Source organism: Phenylobacterium sp. GW821-FHT12F10 (assembly GCF_058806695.1).
This window is the reverse complement of the sequence record NZ_JBXAPY010000001.1, coordinates 1890251-1910486: the sequence shown is the minus strand read 5'-3', so window position 1 is coordinate 1910486 and position 20236 is coordinate 1890251. Positions and strand designations below refer to the sequence as shown.

The window sequence follows — 20236 nt, the reverse complement described above, 5'->3', positions numbered from 1 at the left end:
CGATGGCTCTGAAGCATTACAATCCGACTTCGCCGGGCCGTCGTAGCCTGGTGCTGGTCGACCGTTCCGAGCTCCACAAGGGCGGGCCGGTCAAGTCCCTGGTTCAGGGCCTGACCAAGTCCGGCGGTCGTGGCGGCGGTGGCCGTATCGCCGTCCGCTTCCGCGGCGGCGGCGCCAAGCGCCTCTATCGGATGGTCGACTTCAAGCGCCGGAAGTGGGACATGCCCGCGACCGTCGAGCGCCTGGAATACGACCCCAACCGCACCGCCTGGATCGCGCTGATCAAGTATGAGGACGGCGAGCTGTCCTACATCCTGGCTCCGCAGCGCCTCAAGGTCGGCGACCAGGTGATCGCCTCCGAGAAGGCCGACGTGAAGCCGGGCAACGCCATGCCGCTTCGTGGCATGCCCATCGGCACGATCATCCACAACATCGAGCTGAAGCCCCTCAAGGGCGGCCAGGTCGCCCGGTCCGCCGGCGCCTACGCCCAGCTGGTCGGCCGCGACGCCGGCTACGCCCAGATCCGTCTGGGTTCGGGCGAGCTCCGGATGGTCCAGGACACCTGCATGGCCACGGTCGGCGCGGTGTCCAACCAGGACCACATGAACCAGGTCCTGGGTAAGGCCGGCCGCACGCGTCACATGGGCTTCCGCCCGCACGTCCGCGGCGTCGTCATGAACCCGGTCGATCACCCCCACGGCGGCGGCGAAGGCCGCACCTCGGGCGGTCGTCACCCGGTCACGCCTTGGGGCAAGCCGACCAAGGGCTCCAAGACCCGCACCAACAAGACGACGGACAAGTACATCATCCGTTCGCGCCATGCTCGGAAGGCTCGTTAATCCATGACCCGTTCCGTCTGGAAAGGTCCGTTCGTCGACGGATACCTGCTCAAGAAGGCCGAGACCGCCCAAGGGTCCGGCCGCAAGGACGTGATCAAGACCTGGTCGCGCCGCTCCACCATCATGCCGCAGTTCGTCGGTCTGACGTTCGGCGTGCACAACGGCCAGAAGCACGTCCCCGTGCTGGTCAGCGAAGACATGGTCGGCATGAAGCTCGGTGAGTTCGCGCCCACCCGGTACTTCCCCGGCCACGCCGCCGACAAGAAGGCGAAGAGGAAGTAGCATGTCCAAGCAAGCGAAACCCCGTCGGCTCGAGGCCGCTGAAGCCATGGCCAAGGTGCGCACCCTGCGCACCTCGGCTCAGAAGCTGAACCTCGTGGCCCAGTCGATCCGCGGCCTGAAGGTGCAGCGGGCCCTGAACGAACTCGAGTTCAGCCCCAAGCGCATCGCCCAGGACGTCCGCAAGGCGCTCTATTCGGCGATCTCCAACGCCGAGAACAACCACAACCTCGACATCGACTCCCTGGTCGTCGCCGAGGCCTTCGTGGGCAAGAACCTGGTGATGAAGCGTTTCGCCGCCCGCGCTCGCGGCCGTGCGTCGCGCATTGAAAAGCCGTTCAGCGAGATCACCATCGTGGTCCGCGAACTGGGTGAGGCTGCCTGATGGGTCAGAAAGTAAATCCGGTCGGGCTTCGCCTCGGCATCAACCGCACCTGGGACAGCCGTTGGTTCGCCGACGGTCCGGAGTACGGCAAGCTGCTGCACGAAGACATCAAGGTCCGTAAGATGCTGAAGAAGCGTCTCTATCAGGCCGGCGTCTCGCGCATCATCATCGAGCGTCCGCACAAGAAGTGCCGCATCACCATCTATGCCGCGCGCCCTGGCGTGATCATCGGCAAGAAGGGTGCGGACATCGACAAGCTCCGCAAGGACGTCAACACCATCACCGACGGCGAGGTTCACCTGAACATCGTCGAGATCCGCAAGCCCGAAACCGACGCCCAACTGGTGGCCGAGAACATCGCCCAGCAGCTGGAACGCCGGATCGCCTTCCGCCGCGCCATGAAGCGCTCGCTGCAAAGCGCGCTGCGTCTGGGCGCCAAGGGGATGCGGGTCGAAGTGGCCGGCCGCCTCGGCGGGGCCGAAATCGCGCGGACCGAGAGCTATCACGAGGGTCGCGTTCCGCGTCACACCCTGCGGGCCGACATCGACTACGGCGTCACCGAAGCCAAGACCACCTACGGCATCATCGGCGTGAAGGTGTGGGTCTTCAAAGGCGAAGTCCTCGACCATGACCCGATGGCGCTGGACAAGCGTCTGGCCACCGAATCCGGCCCGGCCGGCGAAGGCGGCGGACGTGACCGTTCGGGCGACCGTCCGGACCGTGGGCCGCGCCGTGACCGTCGCGACCAGGCCGGAGCGTAGGATCCAGAGCTATGCTGTCACCGAAGAAAACCAAGTACCGCAAGCAGTTCAAGGGCAAGATCCACGGGAACTCGAAGGGCGGCTTCACGCTGAACTTCGGCTCCTACGGTCTGAAGACCATTGAGCCCGAGCGGATCACCGCCCGCCAGATCGAAGCCGCCCGTCGTGCGATCACTCGCCAGATGAAGCGTCAGGGTCGGGTCTGGATCCGGATCTTCCCGGACGTTCCCGTCACCGACAAGCCCGCCGAAGTCCGGATGGGTAAGGGCAAGGGCGCGGTCGAGTACTGGGCCGCGCGCGTCGCGCCGGGCCGGATCATGTTCGAAATCGACGGCGTGCCGGACGATGTGGCCCGTGAAGCCCTGCGCCTCGGCGCGGCCAAGCTCCCGGTGAAGACCCGCATCGTCACGCGGATCGAAACCGTCACGGCGGAGGCCGCGTGATGAAGATTGCAGACGTCCGGGGCATGACCCCCGATCAATTGGCCGAGTCCCTGCTGAACCTGAAGAAAGAGCAGTTCAACCTGCGCTTCCAGGCCGCCACGGGCCAGGTCGAGAAGACCCACCGCTCGAACGAAGTCCGCAAGGACATCGCGCGGATCAAGACCATCCTGCGCGCCAAGCAGGCTGCGGCTTAAGGAGAACGACACATGCCCAAGCGAATTCTCGAAGGCGTCGTCGTCTCCGACAAGGGTGACAAGACGCTCGTGGTGAAGGTCGAACGGACCTTCCTGCACCCGGTGCTGAAGAAGACCGTCCGTCGGTCCAAGAAGTACCACGCCCATGACGAGGCCAACGTCTACAAGGCCGGCGAGATCGTCCGCATCATCGAATGCGCGCCGAAATCGAAAACCAAGACCTGGGAAGCGCTGCCTAAGGCCGCCGCTGTCCAGGGCTCGTAAGGAAAGTCTGATCCCATGATCCAGATGCAGACTAACCTCGAAGTCGCCGACAATTCCGGCGCGCGTCGTGTGATGTGCATCAAGGTGCTCGGCGGCGCTGGCCGTCGTTACGCCGGCGTGGGCGACAAGATCGTCGTCTCCGTCAAGGAAGCCATCCCGCGCGGTCGCGTGAAGAAGGGCGACGTCCTTCAGGCCATCGTCGTGCGCACGTCCTCCGCCATCAAGCGCAAGGACGGCTCGGTGATCCGGTTCGACAAGAACGCGGCCGTGATCGTGAACAAGCAAAGCGAGCCGATCGGCACGCGGATCTTCGGCCCGGTTCCCCGTGAACTGCGCGCCAAGAACCACATGAAGATCATTTCCCTCGCGCCTGAGGTGCTGTGATGGCCGCGAAGATCAAGAAGGGGGATCGCGTCGTGATCCTCGCCGGCAAGGACAAGGGCCGCCAAGGCGCCGTCCTGAAGGTCATGCCCAAGGAAGAGCGTGTCGTGGTGGAAGGCCTGAACCTGGTTCAGCGTCACACCCGCCCGACCCAAGCCGATCCCCAGGGCGGTATCAAGAGCAAGGAAGCCGCGCTGCACGTCTCGAACGTCGCCATCGTGGATTCCAAGGGCAAGCCGACCCGCGTCGGTTTCCGTGTCGATGGCGACAAGAAGGTCCGCGTCGCCAAGACGACCGGTGAGGTGATCAATGGCTGAGCAAGCTTACGAGCCGCGGCTGAAGTCCGAATATCGCCAGCGCATCCGCGCGGTGATGAAGGAACAGTTCGGCTATACCAACGAGATGCAGATCCCCAAGCTGGACAAGATCGTCCTGAACATGGGTATCGGCGAGGCCGTGGCCGACTCCAAGAAGGTCAATGCCGCCATCGCGGACCTGGCCAAGATCGCCGGCCAGAAGCCGCTGCCCACCAAGGCCCGTAACTCCATCGCCGGCTTCAAGCTGCGCGAAGGCATGGTCGTCGGGGCGAAGGTCACCCTGCGCGCCGACCGCATGTACGAGTTCCTGGACCGTCTGATCACCATCGCTCTGCCGCGGGTGAAGGACTTCCGGGGCCTGAAGCCGACCTCGTTCGACGGTCGTGGCAACTACGCCATGGGTCTGAAGGAGCACATCGTGTTCCCGGAGATCAACTACGACCAAATCGACCAAATGTGGGGCATGGACATCATCGTCGCCACGACAGCGAAGACCGATGACGAAGCGCGCGCGCTTCTCAAGGAATTCCAATTCCCGTTCGTTCAAGCGTAACCGGCGGGAAGGAAAGAACAGATGGCTAAGAAAAGCGCCGTAAACCGCAACGAGATGGTCAAGAAGCTCGTCAAGCAATACGCCAGCAAGCGCGATGCGCTGAAGGCGGTTGCCAACAACGAGAGCCTGCCCCTCGAAGAACGCTTCGAAGCTCGCCTCAAGCTTGCCGAGCTGCCGCGTAACTCGTCCAAGACCCGCATCCGTAATCGATGCGAAGTCACCGGGCGTCCGCGGGCCTATTACCGCAAGCTCCGTATGAGCCGGATCGCCCTGCGCGATCTGGGATCGAGTGGCCAGATTCCTGGCCTCGTGAAGTCGAGCTGGTGAGGAGGGTCTCATGGTGAACGACCCCGTTGGCGATATGATCGCCCGCATCAAGAACGCCGCCACGCGCGGCCGTGCGAAAGTCATGTGCCCGGCCTCGAAGATGCGCGCGCGCGTCCTCGACGTCCTGGCCGACGAAGGCTACATCCGCGGCTACCACCTGGTGCAGCAGCCCGGCGCCTTCCCGGAATTCGAAATCGAGCTGAAGTACTTCGACGGCCAGCCGGTCATCGTGGAAATCCGCCGGATCTCGAAGCCTGGCCGTCGCGTCTATTCGTCGATCTCTGATCTGAAGCCCGTGAAGAACGGTCTTGGGATCTCGATCCTGTCGACGCCCAAGGGCGTCATGTCCGACACGGCCGCGCGCGACGCGAACGTGGGCGGCGAAGTCCTCTGCAGGGTCTACTAGAATGTCCCGTATCGGAAAGAAGGCGGTCGCCGTCCCCGCTGGGGTCACGGTCACCATCTCCGGTCAGACCATCGAGGTGAAGGGGCCCAAGGGCCAACTCTCCTGGACCCTGCCCGAAGAGATCGTGGTCAAGCACGAGGGCGCCGAGCTCAACCTGACCAAGGCGGTCGAGAACACCCGGGCGCAAGCCATGTGGGGCCTCTCGCGCACCCTGGTCGGCAACATGGTCATCGGCGTCACCACCGGTTTCGAGAAGACTCTCGAGCTGGTCGGCGTCGGTTACCGGGCCGCGATGAAGGGCGAAGCGCTCTCCATGCAGCTCGGTTTCAGCCACGACGTGGATGTGCCCCCGCCCAGCGGGATCACCTTCGCGGTGCCCAAGCAAACCGAAATCAAGATCAGCGGCATCGACAAGCAGGTCGTTGGCGAGATCGCCTCGCAGATCCGCCGGCTCCGGCCCCCCGAGCCCTACAAGGGCAAGGGCGTCCGCTATGCGGGCGAAGTGGTCCGTCGCAAGGAAGGCAAGAAGAAGTAGGTCATGGCTCTTACTCCTCGTGACACCGCCAAGCGCCGCGCCGAGCGCACGCGCATCCGCCTGCGGTCGCTGGCCAACGGGCGTCCGCGCCTGTCGGTCTTCCGCTCGTCCAAGAACATCTACGCCCAGATCATCGATGATGCTCGCGGCGTGACCCTGGCCGCCGCGTCCTCGCTGGAAGGCGACGACAAGAAGGCCAAGGGCTCGGACAAGGACGCCGCCGCCCGCGTCGGCGCCCTGGTCGCCCAGCGCGCCATCGAAAAGGGCGTCAAGGACGTCGTCTTCGATCGCGGTGGCTACATTTACCACGGCCGGGTCAAGGCCCTCGCCGACGCCGCGCGCGAAGCCGGCCTGAACTTCTAGGGGTACGCAGATGGCTCGTGGAAACTCACAAGGCGGCGGCGGCGACAATCGCCGCGATCGCAACCGCGGCAACCCCGCTGAAGAGCGCGCCGATTCCGACATCGTCGAGAAGCTGGTGCACATCAACCGCGTCGCCGCCACCGTGAAGGGGGGCCGTCGTTTCTCGTTCGCCGCCCTCATGATCGTCGGCGACCAGAAGGGCCGCGTGGGCTTTGGGCATGGCAAGGCGCGTGAAGTGCCCGAAGCCATCCGCAAGGCCACCGAGGAGGCCAAGAAGACGATGATCCGCGTGCCGCTCCGCGAGAGCCGCACCCTGCACCACGACGGAAATGGCCGTTGGGGCGCCGGCAAGGTCATGGTCCGCTCGGCCCCTCCGGGCACCGGCGTCATCGCCGGCGGTCCGATGCGCGCCGTTCTCGAAACCCTTGGCGTCCAGGACGTCGTGGGCAAGTCGGTCGGTTCGTCCAACCCCTACAACATGGTGCGCGCGACCTTCGAGGCGCTGAAGGCTCAGTCTTCGCCCCGCCAGGTCGCCGCCAAGCGCGGCAAGAAGGTCGCTGACGTGATCGGCCGCCGCGCCGACGGCGCCAGCGCCGCCGCCGACGGAGAATAATCCATGGCTACTGTCACCGTTCGTCAGACCGGCAGCCCGATCCGCCGGACCAAGGACCAGCGCGCCACCCTGGCGGGCCTGGGCCTCAACAAGATGGGCCGTGTCTCCACCCTGGAGGACACCCCTTCGGTGCGCGGCATGATCGCCAAGGTCGCCCACATGCTTGAAGTGGTCGAGACCAAGGCCTAAAGGCCTGCATAAGACTTCGAAGGGCGGCGCTTGCGCCGCCCTTCTGACATTTCCATCAGCCGAGTCGGGCGCCAGCCCGGCGATTGATCTCCAAGGAGAGGCGTCACATGACCAAGCTCAATGAACTGAAGCCGCGCGAAGGCTCCACCAAGAACCGCATGCGCGTTGGCCGCGGTGAAGGTTCCGGCAAGGGCAAGACCGGCGGCCGCGGCGTCAAGGGCCAGAAGGCGCGCTCCGGCGTCGCCATCGCCGGCTTCGAAGGCGGCCAGATGCCGCTGCACATGCGCATGCCCAAGCGCGGGTTCAACAATCCCAACGCGCTGAAGTTCGCCGAGGTGAACTTCTGGCGTCTCGAGCAGGCGATCGCCGCCGGCAAGCTCGACGCCAAGAAGCCCATCGACGCCAAGGTCCTGGTGGCCTCCGGCATCGTGCGCCGCGAACTGGACGGCGTGCGCCTGCTGGGCAAGGGCGTCCTGAGCTCCAAGATCGACATCACCGTCCATTCGGCCTCGGCCGCGGCCAAGGCCGCTGTCGAGAAGGCCGGCGGCAAGGTCACCACGACCGCGCCCGTCGCCGCCGAATCGGCCGAAGCCTAAGACCCTCCGTCCGTCCCTTCCCGTAAACGGGGAGGGATGGCGGGCGTCAGATGACACCGCCGGTCGGACGCCCTATGTACGACCGGTCTCAAAGCTTCGGGGTACCCTATGGCTTCGGCCGCCGAACAGCTCGCCGCCAACATGAACTTCGGCGCCTTCTCCAAGGCGACCGAGCTTCATAAGCGTATCACCTTCACCATCATGGCGATGGTGGTCTACCGGCTCGGGACCTACATCCCGATCCCCGGCATCGACATCGCCGCCTTCGAGCAGGCCTTCCAGGGCCAGTCGCAGGGCATCCTGGGCATGTTCAACATGTTCTCGGGCGGCGCCGTGCAGCGGATGGCGATCTTCGCCCTCAATGTCGGCCCCTACATCTCGGCCTCCATCATCGTGCAGCTGCTGGGGACGGTCTATCCGCCCTGGGAGAAGCTGCGGAAGGAAGGCGGGGAGGCGGGCCGCAAGACCCTCAACCAGTACACCCGCTACCTGACCGTCGTGCTCGCCCTGCTGCAGTCCTTCGGGATCGCCATCGGGCTGCAGAACAGCCAGGGCCTGGTGAACAATCCCGGCGTCTTCTTCCTGGTCTCCACGGTCGTGACGCTCACCGGCGGCACCCTGTTCCTGATGTGGCTGGGCGAGCAGATCACCAGCCGCGGGGTCGGCAACGGCGTCTCGCTGATCATCTTCGCCGGCATCGTCGCGGTCCTGCCGCGCGGCATCTTCCAGATGTTCTCCATGACCCGGACCGGGGCCCTGCCGGCCGCGGCCCTGTTCCTGATCACCGCGCTCGCCATCGGCGTGGTGCTGGTCATCGTCTTCATGGAGCGCTCCCAGCGCCGGCTGCTGGTGCAATATCCCAAGCGCCAGCAGGGCAACCGCATGTTCGGCGGCGACACCTCGTTCCTGCCGCTGAAGATCAACACCTCGGGCGTGATCCCGCCGATCTTCGCCTCGTCCCTGCTGCTGCTGCCGGCGACGGCCATGAGCTTCCTGGCCAACGCCGACCTGCCCAGCTACCTGCAGTGGATGCCCACCGTGGTGGGCCAGCTGCAGCACGGCCGCCCGGCCTTCATGGTGCTGTACGGCGCCCTGATCGTGTTCTTCTGCTTCTTCTACACCTCGGTCGTCTTCAATCCGGAGGACACCGCCGAGAACCTGCGCAAGTACGGCGGCTTCCTGCCCGGCATCCGGCCCGGCAAGCGCACGGCGGAGTATCTGGACTTCGTCCTGACCCGCCTGACCGTCGTCGGCGCGGCCTATATCACCCTGGTCTGCCTGCTGCCGGAGGCGCTGATCGCCTTCTACAACGCGCCCTTCTATCTGGGCGGCACCTCGATCCTCATCGTGGTGAGCGTGACCATGGACACCGTGACCCAGATCCAGTCGCATCTTCTGGCCCACCAATATGAGGGCCTGATCAAGAAGTCGAAGCTGCGGGGCGGACGCGGTCGCTAGACTCCGCGCCACCAAATTTGACGCCGGTCATGGGGATGGCCGGCGGGGAGGGGATATTTAAGTCATGAATTTGATTCTGTTCGGACCGCCGGCCGCCGGCAAGGGCACCCAGGCCAAGCGGCTGGTGGATGGCCGAAACATGGTCCAGCTCTCCACCGGCGACATGCTGCGCGCCGCCATCGCTTCGGGCTCCGAGCTCGGCAAGAAGGTGGCGGGCGTCATGGAGCGCGGCGAGCTGGTGACCGACGAGATCGTCATCGCCCTGATCGAGGAGCGCCTGCCGGAGACCGAGGCCGCTGGCGGCGCCATCTTCGACGGTTTCCCGCGCACCCTGGCCCAGGCCAAGGCCCTGGACGAGATGCTGGCCAAGCGCGGCAAGAAGATCGACCTGGTGGTCCGCCTGAAGGTGGACGACGCGGCCCTGATCGAGCGCATCGCCGGCCGCTTCGCCGAATCCGGCCGCCCCGACGACAATCCGGAAAGCTTCAAGGTCCGGCTGTCGGCCTATAACGACAACACCGCGCCGCTGCTGCCCTATTACGAGGGCCAGAAGAAGCTCGTGCAGGTGGACGGCATGGGCTCCATCGACACCGTCGCCGCGGCCATCGACAAGGCCCTGGACGCCCCGCGCTAGGGGCGAGGCCCCACTTCACCGCAACGTCGCCCGCGGGCGCGTCTCGAGGTTCCAGGACCGCCGCCGCGCCCGACAGGGCGCCGGCGGCGTCTTGCGTTTCACATCCCGCCCTCAGAGCCGATGGACTGGGCCAAGCCAGGCGGGCGGTCGCCCCGAATCCCCCGTTCGGCGCCGCGGAATCGATTCGAAACGCCGCGCCACGCCCTGGCGCACCGTCCGGGGACTTGTTTTCGCCGCGAAAGTCGCGTGATGATCGGGCCAAGCCCCCGCCTGGACCCCAGGGGAGGGCGGGCCGGGCGGACAAGAGCCCAAAGAAGGTCATTTTCCGGCGCTTCCGGCATTGACGGAAACGCAACTGTCCCTATAACGGGCCGCTTCCGCGAAACGCGCGAGGGACGTGCCGGCCTCCCAACTTGGGCCGGGGCGTTGTTCGCGCTTCTCTGCGTGACCAGGAGAATACCCCAAGTGGCCCGCATCGCCGGCGTAAACATCCCGACTAACAAGCGCGTCGTCATCGCGCTTCAGTACATCCATGGCATCGGCCAGGCGAAAGCCGCCGAGATCGTCCAGAAGGTTGGCATCGAAGACGCTCGTCGCGTCAACCAGCTGACGGACGCCGAGGTGCTTCAGATCCGTGAAGCCATCGACCGTGACTACACGGTGGAAGGCGACCTGCGCCGCGAGACCGCGGTGAACATCAAGCGCCTGATGGATCTGGCCTGCTACCGCGGCCTGCGCCATCGCAAGGGCCTCCCGGTCCGTGGCCAGCGCACCCACACGAACGCCCGCACCCGCAAGGGTCCGGCGAAGCCGATCGCCGGCAAGAAGAAGTAAGAAAGCTAGTCGATGGCCAAGGAACCGGCGCGCGTCAAACGTCGCGAACGCAAGAACATCACCTCGGGCGTGGCGCACGTGAACGCCTCGTTCAACAACACCATGATCACCATCACCGACGCCCAGGGGAACACGATCTCCTGGTCTTCCGCCGGGATGATGGGTTTCAAGGGCTCCCGGAAGTCCACGCCCTACGCCGCCCAGATGGCGGCCGAGGACGCGGGCAAGAAGGCCGCCGAGCACGGCGTGAAGACCCTCGAAGTGAACGTCTCCGGCCCGGGTTCCGGGCGGGAATCGGCGCTTCGCGCTCTGCAGTCGGTGGGCATGACGATCACCACCATCCGCGACGTGACCCCCATTCCGCACAACGGCTGCCGGCCGCCCAAGCGCCGGCGAGTCTGAGTACCGAAGTACTGCTATCCCCCTTCGCCGGACCGCGTAAGCCGCGTCCGGCGATCCTGCGTTCGAGGGACACCTATCCGTGATCGAAAGAAACTGGAACGAGCTCATCCGTCCCGAGAAGCCGATGATCGAGACCGGCGCCGACGCGAACCGCAAGGCGCGTCTGGTGGCCGAACCTCTCGAACGCGGCTTCGGTGTGACGCTGGGCAACAGCCTGCGCCGCGTTCTTCTATCCTCGCTGCAAGGCGCCGCTGTGACGGCCGTGCAGATCGACGGCGTCGTGCATGAATTCTCCTCGCTGGAAGGCGTGCGGGAAGACGTGGTCGACATCGTCCTGAACATCAAGCAACTGGCCCTGCGCATGCACGCCGAGGGCCCCAAGCGCATGACCCTGCGCGCCACCGGCCCCGGCACGGTGACCGCGGGTCAGATCGAGGCCGGCTCGGACATCGAGATCCTCAACCCTGACCACGTGCTCTGCACCCTGGACGACGGCGCCCAGGTGCGCATGGAGTTCACCGTGCATAACGGCAAGGGCTATGTCCCGGCCGACCAGAACCGTCCGGAAGACGCTCCCATCGGCCTGATCGCCGTGGACAGCCTCTATTCGCCGGTCAAGCGCGTCGCCTATCGTGTCGAGCCGACCCGTCAGGGCCAGAGCCTCGACTACGACAAGCTGATCATGGAAGTGGAAACCAACGGCGCCATCTCGCCGGTGGACGCGGTGGCCTACGCCGCCCGCATCCTGCAAGACCAGCTGCAGATCTTCATCACCTTCGAAGAGCCGAAGAAGAAGGTCGAAGGCGAAGCCAAGCCGGAACTGCCGTTCAACCCGGCGCTGCTGAAGAAGGTCGACGAGCTCGAGCTCTCGGTCCGTTCAGCCAACTGCCTGAAGAACGACAACATCGTCTACATCGGCGACCTGATCCAGAAGACGGAGGCGGAAATGCTCCGCACCCCGAACTTCGGCCGCAAGTCGCTGAACGAGATCAAGGAAGTGCTCGCGGGCATGAACCTGCATCTCGGCATGGACGTGCCCAACTGGCCGCCGGAAAACATCGAAGAGCTGGCCAAGAAGTTCGAAGACCAGATGTAAGACCCGCGCCGGCTCCGGGCCGCTTGCGCGGCCTGGGTCCTTTGAAGCCGCAACAGCGGTGGAGGGCCCCGGCGCTTCGTGATGACCCAGGCGGGAGCAGGCTGGGATTTGATCAGGTAAGGGCGGCTTTCCGGAGATCGGAACCGTCCAGCGGGCCAGACGGTCCAGGAGATATGAGATGCGCCACGGTAACGCCCACCGCAAACTGGGTCGGACCTCCGCCCACCGCACCGCGATGTTCGCCAACATGGCGGCGAGCCTGATCAAGCACGAGCAGATCGTCACCACCCTGCCGAAGGCCAAGGAGCTCCGCCCCGTGGTCGAGAAGCTGGTGACGCTCGCCAAGCGCGGCGACCTGCACGCCCGCCGTCAGGCCATCAGCAAGGTCCGCGACGTCGAGCAGGTCGGCAAGCTCTTCGCCGTGATCGGCCCGCGCTACAAGGCCCGCAACGGCGGCTATATCCGCGTCCTGAAGGCCGGCTTCCGCTACGGCGACAACGCGGCCCTGGCCGTGATCGAGTTCGTCGACCGCGACCCGGCCGAAAAGGGCAAGGACTCCGGTCCCGCTCAGAACGCCTCCTTCACCGAGGACTGAGCCGAACGGCCCATTCAAGTTCAGAAGCCCCGGACAGCGATGTCCGGGGTTTTTGCGTTTCAGTCCCTCCCCTTCATGGGGAGGGTGGACGGCGGAACGCCGGACGGGTGGGGAGCCATTCCCCACCCCGATCGCTTCGCGATCTTCCCCTCCCCATGAAGGGGAGGGAGGGCTGACAGCCACTCTCTGGCGCCGCTAAGCTTCCCGCAGGATACGGGAGGGACCATGCGGGCTTGGGGTTTGGCGGTGACGGCGCTATTGGCGGCGGGCGGGGCGCGGGCGGCTGAAGCGCCGGTGGGCTATCGGCTGTCTCCGATGATGCAGGCGGGGGCGTTGAGCGCCCTGGCGGTGGAGGTCGCCTTCCAGGGCGACGCCGACGGCGAGACGAGCCTGGAACTGCCCGACCACTGGGCCGAGGCCGAAGACCTGTCGCGTCTCGTCACGCAGTTGCAGGTCCGGGGCGCGACCCTGGAGCCCGGAACGGGCCCCGTGCGCCGGCTGCGCCATCGGCCCGGCGCGCCGATCAAGGTTTCCTACCAGATCGCGGTCACCGGCCAGGCCGATCCCGGCCGCGACCACCTGAAGGGCGAGCCCGTGGTGCGGCCCGACTGGTTCATGGTCCACGGGGAGGGACTCTTCGCGGTCCCGGCCGGCCGCCAGGCGGCGCCGGCCCGGTTCGCCTGGGGCCCGCGCCCCTCCGGCTGGACCCTGGTCTCGGACCTGGATCACCTGGCGCGCCGTCGGGGCAAGGTCTCCGAGGTGGTGGACAGCGTGGTGGTGGGCGGAACCGGCCTGAGGGTCGTCGAGCGCCGGCTCGCCGGCGCCCCGCTGCGGGTGGCGGTGCTGGGCCAGTGGCCCTCACCCCCGGAGGTGCTGGCCGACCAGGCCGCCCGGATCATGACCGCCGAGAACGCCCTGTGGGGGGACAGGGCGCAGCCCTTCCTGATCACCGTCACGCCGCTGACCGGCGGGGAGGGCGGGTCCTATTCCTCCACCGGCACGGGGAAGGGCGACGGCTTCGCCATCGAGTCCACCACCAACCGGGACCCGGCCCAGGACCCGCACTTCCTGGCCCACGAGTACATGCACAGCTGGATCGCCAACCAGGTGGGCGGCCTGCCCGAGCAGGACGAGGCGCGGGACTACTGGTTCAGCGAGGGCTTCACCGACTTCTACGCGACCCGCGTGCTGCTGCGCGCCGGCCTGTGGTCCCTGGAGGACTACGCCGCCCGCTACAACGAAGTCCTGACCCGCTACGACGGCTCGCCGGCCCGCAACTTCACCGCCGACCAGGTGATGGCGGTGTTCTGGAGCAACCAGGACGCCCAGCAGTCGCCCTATGACCGCGGCCGGCTGCTGGCGGTGACCTGGGACCGGGCGGTTCGCGAGGCCAGCGGCGGGCGGCTGTCCCTGGACGATGTGATGCGCCGGCAGCGGGACGCGGTGCGGGCCGGGACGGCGAAGGGGACGGGGGCGGCCCTGTTCCCCGACATGCTGAGCGCCGCCGTCCCGGGGATCGCGGTGCGCGAGGACCTGGCGCGGTACGTGACCCGCGGCGAGACGGTCCGCCTCGCGCCCGGCGTCTTCGGGGCCTGCCTGGCCCTCAGCAGCTCGGCCATCCCCGTCTTCGACCGCGGGTTCGATGGGGAGACCAGCGGCCGGACGGGGATCATCAGCGGCGTCGATCCGGCGGGGCCGGCCCATGCCGCGGGTCTGCGCGACGGCATGAAGCGCCTGGGCCGGGTGGGGGGCAAGGAGGGCGACAGCCGGGTCCCCATCGGCTACCGGGTCGCCGGCGCCGACGGGGTGGAGCGGCTGATCCAGTACCGGCCGGAGGGCCGGGCGACCTTCGACCTGCAGGCGGTGTCGGTCAGGCCGGGCCTGACCGATGCGCAACGGGCCGCCTGCGTGAAGGATCTCTCGGGCGGCTGAGATTTTCGGCCATCGGCCTGTCATCGCGGTCGTCTAGAGAGTGGGGATGCGCAAACTGCTCCTGCATCTCATCGCCGTCCTCTGGCTGACCGGCTTGCCGGCCTTCGCCGCCGACAGACCCCTGGTGATTCTGGTCTCCATGGACGGCTTCCGCGCCGACTATCTGGACCGTGGGATCACGCCCAACCTGTCGGCCCTGGCGGCGGAGGGCGCGCGCGGGGCGGTGCGGCCCTCCTTCCCCTCCAAGACCTATCCCAACCACTACACCCTGGTGACCGGGCTGCGGCCCGACCACCACGGCCTGGTGGACAATGTGATGATCGATCCCCTGATCCCCGGGGTCACCTTCAGCCTGGGGGACCGGGCGACGGTGAAGGATCCCCGCTGGTGGAACGACGCCACCCCGCTGTGGGTCACCGCCGAACGCCAGGGGGTGCGGTCGGCCAGCGTCTTCTGGCCGGGGTCGGAGACGGCGATCCAGGGGGCGCAGCCGACCTACTGGCTGACCTACGACCAGAGCGTGAGCGCCGAGGCCCGGGTGGACCAGGTCCTGGCCTGGCTCGACCTGCCGGCCGATCGCCGGCCCGGCTTCGTCAGCCTCTATTTCGACGAGACCGACACCGCCGGCCACCATGACGGTCCCGACAGCGCGGCCCTGAACGCCGCCGTGGTCCACACCGACGCGGCCATCGGGCGTCTGACCGCGGGCCTGAAGGCGCGGGGGCTGACCGCCGACCTGGTGATCACCGCCGACCACGGCATGGCGCCGGTCGCCGCCGAGCGCGCCATCTATGTCGAGGACCTCCTGGCCGACGACGCGGCGCGGCGGGTGGCCATGGGCGCCTTCATGACCGTGATCCCCGCGCCGGGGCGCACTCAGGAGGTGGAGAAGGCGCTGCTGGGCGGCCACCCGCACATGACCTGCTGGCGCAAGGGCGAGATCCCGGCGCGCTACCATTTCGGAACCCACCGGCGCATCCCACCGATCTTCTGCCTGCCGCAGACCGGCTGGGAGATCACCACCCGGGCGGCGGCGGCCAAGACGCCGATCGAGGGCGGGGCGCACGGATACGATCCCTATGCGCCCGAGATGGCGGCGGTGTTGGTGGCCCAGGGGCCCCACATCCGCCGGGGCGTGCGGCTGCGCACCGCGGACAATGTGGACGTCTATCCCCTGGTGGCGCGGCTGCTGGGGATCGAGGGCGAGCCTGGGGACGGGAAGCTCTCGGGTCTCAAGCGAGCGCTTGACAGATGATTGTCAAAATGTAGAAATATTCTGGAATTAGGAACATATTCCGGAGGCCGTCATGGCCCGCCCCGCCGTCAGTCCCGTGATCTGGTATCGTGATCCCCGCGCGGCGCTCGCCTGGCTGGAGCGGGCCTTCGGCTTCGAGACCACCCTGGTGGTGGACGACGGCGCCGGCGGGGTCATCCATTCCGAGACCCTGATCGAGGGCGGGGTGGTGATGATCGTCGGTCCGCCCCGCGACAAGGCCACGAGCCCGATCGCGTTCGGCGGCCGCGCCACCCAGTCGGTTCACGTGCAACTGGCCGAGGGGATCGACGCGCACTGCGCGCGGGCCCGGGCGGCCGGCGCCCGGATCGAGCGGGAGCCGGAAACGCAGGCCTATGGCGACCGGGTCTATACCTGCCTGGATCTCGAGGACCATCCCTGGTCCTTCGGCCAGACGGTGTCGGCGCTGAGCCCCGACGAGATGGGCAGAGCCACCGGCCACGACATCGCAACGTCAATCTAAGGAGCAGACCCATGGCGCGGATGAGTTCGGCCCTGTCCTACCAGGATCCCAGGGCGGCCATCGACTGGCTGCAGAAGGCCTTCGGCCTGGAGCTGACCATGCTGCTGGAGGACGCCGACGGCAATGTCGCCCATTCCCAGCTCAGCTTCGGCGACAGCGTGGTGATGGTGGGTTCCGAGTGGACCGAGGACCACAGGAGCCCCAGGTCCATCGGCGGTAAGAACACCCAGACGGTGAGCATTCAGATCGACGACGATATCGACGCCCACTGCGCGCGGGCCCGCGCCGCCGGGGCGGAGATCTATGCCGAGCCGCAGACCCAGTTCTATGGCGACCGCACCTATCGCTGCCGCGATCCCGAGGGGCACATCTGGAACGTCGCCCAGACCGTGGCCGTGGTGAGCCGCGAGGAGGCCGAGGCCGTCAGCGGGCTGAAGATCACGGGCTGGGTCTGACCTTGCCCCAGGCTCAGCTCGACAGGACGCTCGCCGCGCTGGCCGATCCCCACCGCCGGCGGGTGGTGGATCTGCTGAGCCGGGGGCCGCGGCCGGCGGGCGACCTGGCCCGCGAGCTTGGCCTGCCGGCGCCCGCCATGAGCCGCCACCTGCGCACCCTGCGCGAGAGCGGCCTGGTGGCGGAATCCCATCCGCCCTTGGATGCGCGGGTGCGCATCTACGCCCTGAGGCCCGAACCCATGACCCACCTGCTGCGCTGGCTGGAGGAGAGCGAGCGGCTGTGGAGCGAACAGCTCCTGGCCTTCAAGGCCCATGTCGAGAAGGCCCCGTGACCTCCAAGGTCTTCGTCGCCCTGCGGGTGAAGGCGACGCCGGAGCGGGCCTTCGAGACCTTCGTCGGCGAGATCGGCGCCTGGTGGAAGCCCAACGGCCTCTTCCAGACCACGCCGCGGCCGCCGGGTGTCCTGGCCTTCGAGCCGGGAGCGGGCGGGCGGCTGACCGAGACCCTGGCGGGTGGCAAGGTGTTCGAGATCGGGCGCATCACCGTCTGGGATCCGCCGCACCGGCTGGAATTCTCCTGGCGGCAGGCGAACTTCCCGCCGGAGCTTAAGACTGAGGTGGAGGTGCGGTTCGAGGTCGTGGGCGCGGAGACACGGGTCAGCATCGAGCATCGCGGCTTCCACCAGGTTCCGGCCGACAGCGCCGCCCGCCACGGCTTCGCCGACCAGGTCCTGCTGATGCGGCTGGCCGAATGGTGGCAGGCGCTGCTGGCCAGCTACGCGCGGGCGGCATAACGCGGTTGCGCGAGTTCCTGTTTTGTTTCAAGCTTGGTGCGAGGGGGAATTGAGACCATGACCGACGGATCTTCCACGCCAACGGCCGCCCGCCGGAAGGCCGCCTTCGGCTTCATCTTCGCCTGCGCGGTGATGAACGCGGTCTCCTTCGGGATCATGATCCCGGTCCTGCCCAACCTGATCAAGAGCTTCACCGGCGGCGACACCGCCGAGGCCGCGCAGTGGAACGTGCTGTTCGCCACGGTCTGGGGGCTCATGCAGCTGTTCTGCGGACCGGTGCTGGGGATGCTGAGCGACCGCATCGGACGGCGGCCGGTGCTGCTGATCTCGCTGTTTGGCCTGGCCGTCGACTTCATGTTCATGGCCTTCGCCCCCAACCTCGCCTGGCTGTTCGTCGGCCGGGTGCTGAACGGGCTGACGGCGGCCAGTTTCTCCACCGCCAACGCCTATGTGGCCGACGTCACCCCGCCCCAGGAGCGGGCCAAGGCCTTCGGCTGGATGGGCTCGGCCTTCTCCTTCGGCTTCCTGGTGGGCCCGGCGCTCGGCGGGTTCCTGGCCGATTTCGACCTGAGGCTGCCCTTCCTGGTGGCCGGGGGCCTGACGGCCATCAACTGGCTCTACGGCTACTTCGTGCTGCCGGAGTCCCTGCCGGTGGACAAGCGCACCACCAGCTTCGACTGGAAGCGGGCCAACCCCCTCGGATCCCTGGCCTTCCTGCGGGCGCACGGTGACCTGCTGGGCCTGGCCGGCGTCGGCTTCCTGTTCCAGCTCGCCCACACGGTGCTGCCCTCGATCTTCGTGCTCTATTCCGGCTACCGCTACGGCTGGAGCCCCGGGATCATCGGCCTGACCATGATGGCGACCGGCCTGCTGGGGGTGACGGTCCAAACCCTGCTGGTGGGCCCCGTGGTGGCCAGGATCGGCGAGCGCGGCGCCCTGCTGCTGGGGGCGGCGGGCGGCTGTGTCGGGTTCGCCCTCTATGGGTTCGCGCCGACCGGCTGGTTCTACATCGCCTCGGCCCCGGTGTTCGCGGTGATGAACTTCCTGCAGCCGGGTCTGCAGGGGTTGATGACCCGGCGGGTGGGCCCCACCCACCAGGGCCAGCTCCAGGGCGCCAACCAGAGCCTACAGGGCATCGCCTCGGTGCTGGGGCCAATGATGTTCGGCACCATCTTCGCCTGGTCGATCCGCCACGACGCCATCCTGCACGCCCCGGGCCTGGCCATCTACCTGGCCGCCTTCCTGCTGCTGATGGCCTTGGCGCTCGGGGTCCGGGTGGCCCATGCGCCGGCGGCGTCGCCGGCGACCGCTTGACGAAACCGGAGGCGTCTCTACCCTGAGGCGATCATGACGACGACGCGGACAGAGACGATGAGGGCCTAGGCGGCAGCCGGCCGCGCGCCGGACCCGCCTCGCCTCGCGACCGCCTTCCCCCGACCGCTCCGGCGGCCGGCGCATCGAGATACGCCATGACCCCGTCCATCGACCCCAGCCCCGTTTCGGGGGCGTCCGCGCGCAGCGCCGTCCGCAAGGCCGGCCTGCCGTTCATCGCCATCACCATCTGCCTGGACGTGGTCAGCCACACCATGGTGTTCCCGGTCCTGCCGCGCCTGGTGGAGGAGCTGGTGGGCGGCCAGGTCTCGTCCGCCGCCCGCTGGGTGGGCGTGCTGGTGGCCGCCTGGTCGGTGGCCCAGTTCTTCGCCGCCCCGGTGATTGGCATGCTGTCGGACCGCTTCGGACGGCGGCCGGTGATCCTGATCTCCATCTTCGGCCTGTCCATCGACCTGGCGATTATGGCGCTCGCCCCGACCCTGGCCTGGCTGCTGCTGGGCCGCATCCTCTGCGGCCTGACCGCGGGGGCGCAGGGGGCGGCCATGGCCTATGTGGCCGACATCACCCCGCAGGAGGAGCGGGCCAAGAGCTATGGCTGGCTGAACGCCGCGGCCTGGACCGGGGTGATCCTGGGGCCGGCGGTGGGCGGCCTGCTGGGGGCGATGGATCCGCGCGCGCCCTTCTGGGCCGCCGCCGCCGTGGCGCTCGCCAATGGGGTCTATGGCCTGATCGTGCTGCCGGAATCCCTGCCGGCCGAGCGCCGCGCGCCCCTGCGCTGGGCCAGCGCCAATCCCATCGGCTCGCTGAGCCTGGTGTTCTCCAGGCCCGGCCTGCCGGTCCTGGCCCTGATCCTGCTGCTGCTGTGGTTCGCCATGCACGCCATGAACAGCGTCTTCGTGCTCTACACGGCCTATCGCTATCAGTGGGACCCGATGGCGCTGGGGATCTTCTGCAGCGCGCTGGGGGCGGTGAACATCGTGGTCACCAGCCAGCTCACCGGCCGGTCGGTGAAGTGGCTTGGCGAGCGCAAGGTGCTGATCGCCGGACTGGGATTGCAGGTGATCGGCTTCACCGCCGTGGGGCTGTCGCCGACCGGGACGTGGTTCTGGATCGCCAACCTGCCCATGGCCCTCTCCAACATCGCCGGTCCCGCCCTGCAGGCCATGATGACCGCCAAGGTCGACCCGGACGAGCAGGGCCGGCTGCAGGGGGCGATGATGGGGGTGGGCAGTCTGACCGGCCTGTTCGGTCCCATCGCCTTCACCCAGGTCTTCGCCCTGGCGGTCGCGGCGGGCAGGGGACCCGGCTGGTCGGGCCTGACCATCCTGGCCGGAGCCGCCCTGACCCTGGTGGCGTGGGGGCTGTCGGTGGCCTTCGCGAGGGACGTGCCGCCGGAGGCCAGGACCGAGAGCTTGCCAAGCGGGGCCGGCGCGGTAGGCTGACCCCATGAGCGCATTCGAGAAGACCAGGGCCTAGGACGCGCGCGGAGGCCAAGCCTCCGGC

31 protein-coding genes are annotated in these 20236 nt (G+C 67.5%); all 31 read left to right on the top strand.

The annotated features are described in order from the left end of the window. The first annotated feature begins 2 nt into the window (after window positions 1-2). The gene (gene rplB, locus AC1RN5_RS09655) at window positions 3-839 is read left to right on the top strand and encodes a 50S ribosomal protein L2 (RefSeq protein ID WP_421931204.1); all 837 of its coding nucleotides are present in this window, start codon (window positions 3-5) and stop codon (window positions 837-839) included. Window positions 840-842: 3 nt separating this feature from the next. Next, window positions 843-1121 carry a 30S ribosomal protein S19 gene (rpsS, locus tag AC1RN5_RS09650; RefSeq protein ID WP_056730050.1) on the top strand — a complete coding sequence of 93 codons (279 nt, stop codon included), beginning with the start codon at window positions 843-845 and terminating at the stop codon, window positions 1119-1121. 1 nt (window position 1122) lies between these two features. Beyond that, complete coding sequence (gene rplV, locus AC1RN5_RS09645; protein ID WP_421931205.1) at window positions 1123-1503, top strand: 50S ribosomal protein L22; 381 nt, start codon at window positions 1123-1125, stop codon at window positions 1501-1503. Continuing rightward, window positions 1503-2264 (top strand): 30S ribosomal protein S3, encoded by a 762-nt coding sequence (gene rpsC, locus AC1RN5_RS09640; RefSeq protein ID WP_215340963.1) that lies wholly within the window; start codon window positions 1503-1505, stop codon window positions 2262-2264. The genes rplV and rpsC overlap by 1 nt, the downstream gene beginning before the upstream one ends. A gap of 11 nt (window positions 2265-2275) precedes the next feature. After that, the gene (rplP, locus tag AC1RN5_RS09635; protein ID WP_421931206.1) at window positions 2276-2707 is read left to right on the top strand and encodes a 50S ribosomal protein L16; all 432 of its coding nucleotides are present in this window, start codon (window positions 2276-2278) and stop codon (window positions 2705-2707) included. Then, on the top strand, window positions 2707-2901 hold the full coding sequence (gene rpmC, locus AC1RN5_RS09630) for a 50S ribosomal protein L29 (protein WP_421931207.1): 195 nt from the start codon (window positions 2707-2709) through the stop codon (window positions 2899-2901). The genes rplP and rpmC overlap by 1 nt, the downstream gene beginning before the upstream one ends. 12 nt (window positions 2902-2913) lie before the next feature. After that, complete coding sequence (rpsQ, locus tag AC1RN5_RS09625) at window positions 2914-3165, top strand: 30S ribosomal protein S17 (RefSeq protein ID WP_215340960.1); 252 nt, start codon at window positions 2914-2916, stop codon at window positions 3163-3165. A 15-nt stretch (window positions 3166-3180) separates the two neighbouring features. Beyond that, window positions 3181-3549, top strand: a complete 369-nt coding sequence (gene rplN / locus AC1RN5_RS09620) for a 50S ribosomal protein L14 (RefSeq protein ID WP_056018090.1) — start codon at window positions 3181-3183, stop codon at window positions 3547-3549. Beyond that, entirely contained in the window at window positions 3549-3863 is a 315-nt protein-coding gene (gene rplX / locus AC1RN5_RS09615) for a 50S ribosomal protein L24 (RefSeq protein WP_215340959.1), read from the top strand. The genes rplN and rplX overlap by 1 nt, the downstream gene beginning before the upstream one ends. Then, window positions 3856-4416: a 50S ribosomal protein L5 gene (gene rplE, locus AC1RN5_RS09610; protein ID WP_421931208.1), complete on the top strand. Its 561-nt coding sequence runs from the start codon at window positions 3856-3858 to the stop codon at window positions 4414-4416. Before rplX ends, rplE begins: the two co-directional genes overlap by 8 nt. A 21-nt stretch (window positions 4417-4437) precedes the next feature. Beyond that, a complete protein-coding gene (rpsN, locus tag AC1RN5_RS09605; RefSeq protein WP_304700154.1) occupies window positions 4438-4743 on the top strand; it encodes a 30S ribosomal protein S14 in 306 nt (101 codons plus the stop codon). A 10-nt stretch (window positions 4744-4753) separates the two neighbouring features. Then, window positions 4754-5149 carry a 30S ribosomal protein S8 gene (gene rpsH / locus AC1RN5_RS09600; protein WP_304700156.1) on the top strand — a complete coding sequence of 132 codons (396 nt, stop codon included), beginning with the start codon at window positions 4754-4756 and terminating at the stop codon, window positions 5147-5149. A gap of 1 nt (window position 5150) precedes the next feature. Further along, a complete protein-coding gene (gene rplF, locus AC1RN5_RS09595) occupies window positions 5151-5684 on the top strand; it encodes a 50S ribosomal protein L6 (protein ID WP_493040954.1) in 534 nt (177 codons plus the stop codon). 3 nt (window positions 5685-5687) lie between these two features. Then, a complete protein-coding gene (rplR, locus tag AC1RN5_RS09590; RefSeq protein ID WP_421931210.1) occupies window positions 5688-6047 on the top strand; it encodes a 50S ribosomal protein L18 in 360 nt (119 codons plus the stop codon). A gap of 10 nt (window positions 6048-6057) precedes the next feature. After that, window positions 6058-6660, top strand: coding sequence for a 30S ribosomal protein S5 (gene rpsE, locus AC1RN5_RS09585; protein WP_304700164.1), 603 nt, complete (start codon window positions 6058-6060; stop codon window positions 6658-6660). A 3-nt stretch (window positions 6661-6663) separates the two neighbouring features. Next, complete coding sequence (gene rpmD / locus AC1RN5_RS09580) at window positions 6664-6849, top strand: 50S ribosomal protein L30 (RefSeq protein WP_493040953.1); 186 nt, start codon at window positions 6664-6666, stop codon at window positions 6847-6849. A 107-nt stretch (window positions 6850-6956) separates the two neighbouring features. Beyond that, window positions 6957-7445, top strand: coding sequence for a 50S ribosomal protein L15 (gene rplO / locus AC1RN5_RS09575; RefSeq protein WP_421931211.1), 489 nt, complete (start codon window positions 6957-6959; stop codon window positions 7443-7445). 108 nt (window positions 7446-7553) lie between these two features. Then, a complete protein-coding gene (gene secY / locus AC1RN5_RS09570; RefSeq protein WP_493040952.1) occupies window positions 7554-8903 on the top strand; it encodes a preprotein translocase subunit SecY in 1350 nt (449 codons plus the stop codon). Window positions 8904-8967: 64 nt separating this feature from the next. Beyond that, window positions 8968-9537 carry an adenylate kinase gene (locus AC1RN5_RS09565; protein WP_493040951.1) on the top strand — a complete coding sequence of 190 codons (570 nt, stop codon included), beginning with the start codon at window positions 8968-8970 and terminating at the stop codon, window positions 9535-9537. Between the two features lie 465 nt (window positions 9538-10002). Then, on the top strand, window positions 10003-10371 hold the full coding sequence (rpsM, locus tag AC1RN5_RS09560) for a 30S ribosomal protein S13 (RefSeq protein ID WP_215340948.1): 369 nt from the start codon (window positions 10003-10005) through the stop codon (window positions 10369-10371). 12 nt (window positions 10372-10383) lie between these two features. Then, window positions 10384-10773, top strand: coding sequence for a 30S ribosomal protein S11 (rpsK, locus tag AC1RN5_RS09555; RefSeq protein WP_056730086.1), 390 nt, complete (start codon window positions 10384-10386; stop codon window positions 10771-10773). Window positions 10774-10852: 79 nt separating this feature from the next. Continuing rightward, the gene (locus tag AC1RN5_RS09550; protein WP_421931214.1) at window positions 10853-11869 is read left to right on the top strand and encodes a DNA-directed RNA polymerase subunit alpha; all 1017 of its coding nucleotides are present in this window, start codon (window positions 10853-10855) and stop codon (window positions 11867-11869) included. Window positions 11870-12047: 178 nt separating this feature from the next. Beyond that, the gene (gene rplQ, locus AC1RN5_RS09545) at window positions 12048-12464 is read left to right on the top strand and encodes a 50S ribosomal protein L17 (RefSeq protein ID WP_493040950.1); all 417 of its coding nucleotides are present in this window, start codon (window positions 12048-12050) and stop codon (window positions 12462-12464) included. 225 nt (window positions 12465-12689) lie between these two features. Next, the gene (locus tag AC1RN5_RS09540) at window positions 12690-14396 is read left to right on the top strand and encodes a M61 family metallopeptidase (protein WP_493040949.1); all 1707 of its coding nucleotides are present in this window, start codon (window positions 12690-12692) and stop codon (window positions 14394-14396) included. A 46-nt stretch (window positions 14397-14442) separates the two neighbouring features. Continuing rightward, on the top strand, window positions 14443-15651 hold the full coding sequence (locus AC1RN5_RS09535) for an alkaline phosphatase family protein (protein ID WP_493040948.1): 1209 nt from the start codon (window positions 14443-14445) through the stop codon (window positions 15649-15651). 52 nt (window positions 15652-15703) lie between these two features. Continuing rightward, the gene (locus tag AC1RN5_RS09530; RefSeq protein ID WP_493040947.1) at window positions 15704-16153 is read left to right on the top strand and encodes a VOC family protein; all 450 of its coding nucleotides are present in this window, start codon (window positions 15704-15706) and stop codon (window positions 16151-16153) included. 11 nt (window positions 16154-16164) lie between these two features. Then, a complete protein-coding gene (locus AC1RN5_RS09525; protein WP_493040946.1) occupies window positions 16165-16608 on the top strand; it encodes a VOC family protein in 444 nt (147 codons plus the stop codon). A gap of 2 nt (window positions 16609-16610) precedes the next feature. Continuing rightward, on the top strand, window positions 16611-16940 hold the full coding sequence (locus AC1RN5_RS09520; RefSeq protein ID WP_493040945.1) for an ArsR/SmtB family transcription factor: 330 nt from the start codon (window positions 16611-16613) through the stop codon (window positions 16938-16940). Continuing rightward, window positions 16937-17401: an SRPBCC family protein gene (locus tag AC1RN5_RS09515; protein WP_493040944.1), complete on the top strand. Its 465-nt coding sequence runs from the start codon at window positions 16937-16939 to the stop codon at window positions 17399-17401. The genes AC1RN5_RS09520 and AC1RN5_RS09515 overlap by 4 nt, the downstream gene beginning before the upstream one ends. 57 nt (window positions 17402-17458) lie before the next feature. Then, window positions 17459-18715, top strand: a complete 1257-nt coding sequence (locus AC1RN5_RS09510; protein WP_493040943.1) for a TCR/Tet family MFS transporter — start codon at window positions 17459-17461, stop codon at window positions 18713-18715. Between the two features lie 155 nt (window positions 18716-18870). Then, a complete protein-coding gene (locus AC1RN5_RS09505; RefSeq protein WP_493040942.1) occupies window positions 18871-20175 on the top strand; it encodes an MFS transporter in 1305 nt (434 codons plus the stop codon). Window positions 20176-20236: the final 61 nt, after the last annotated feature.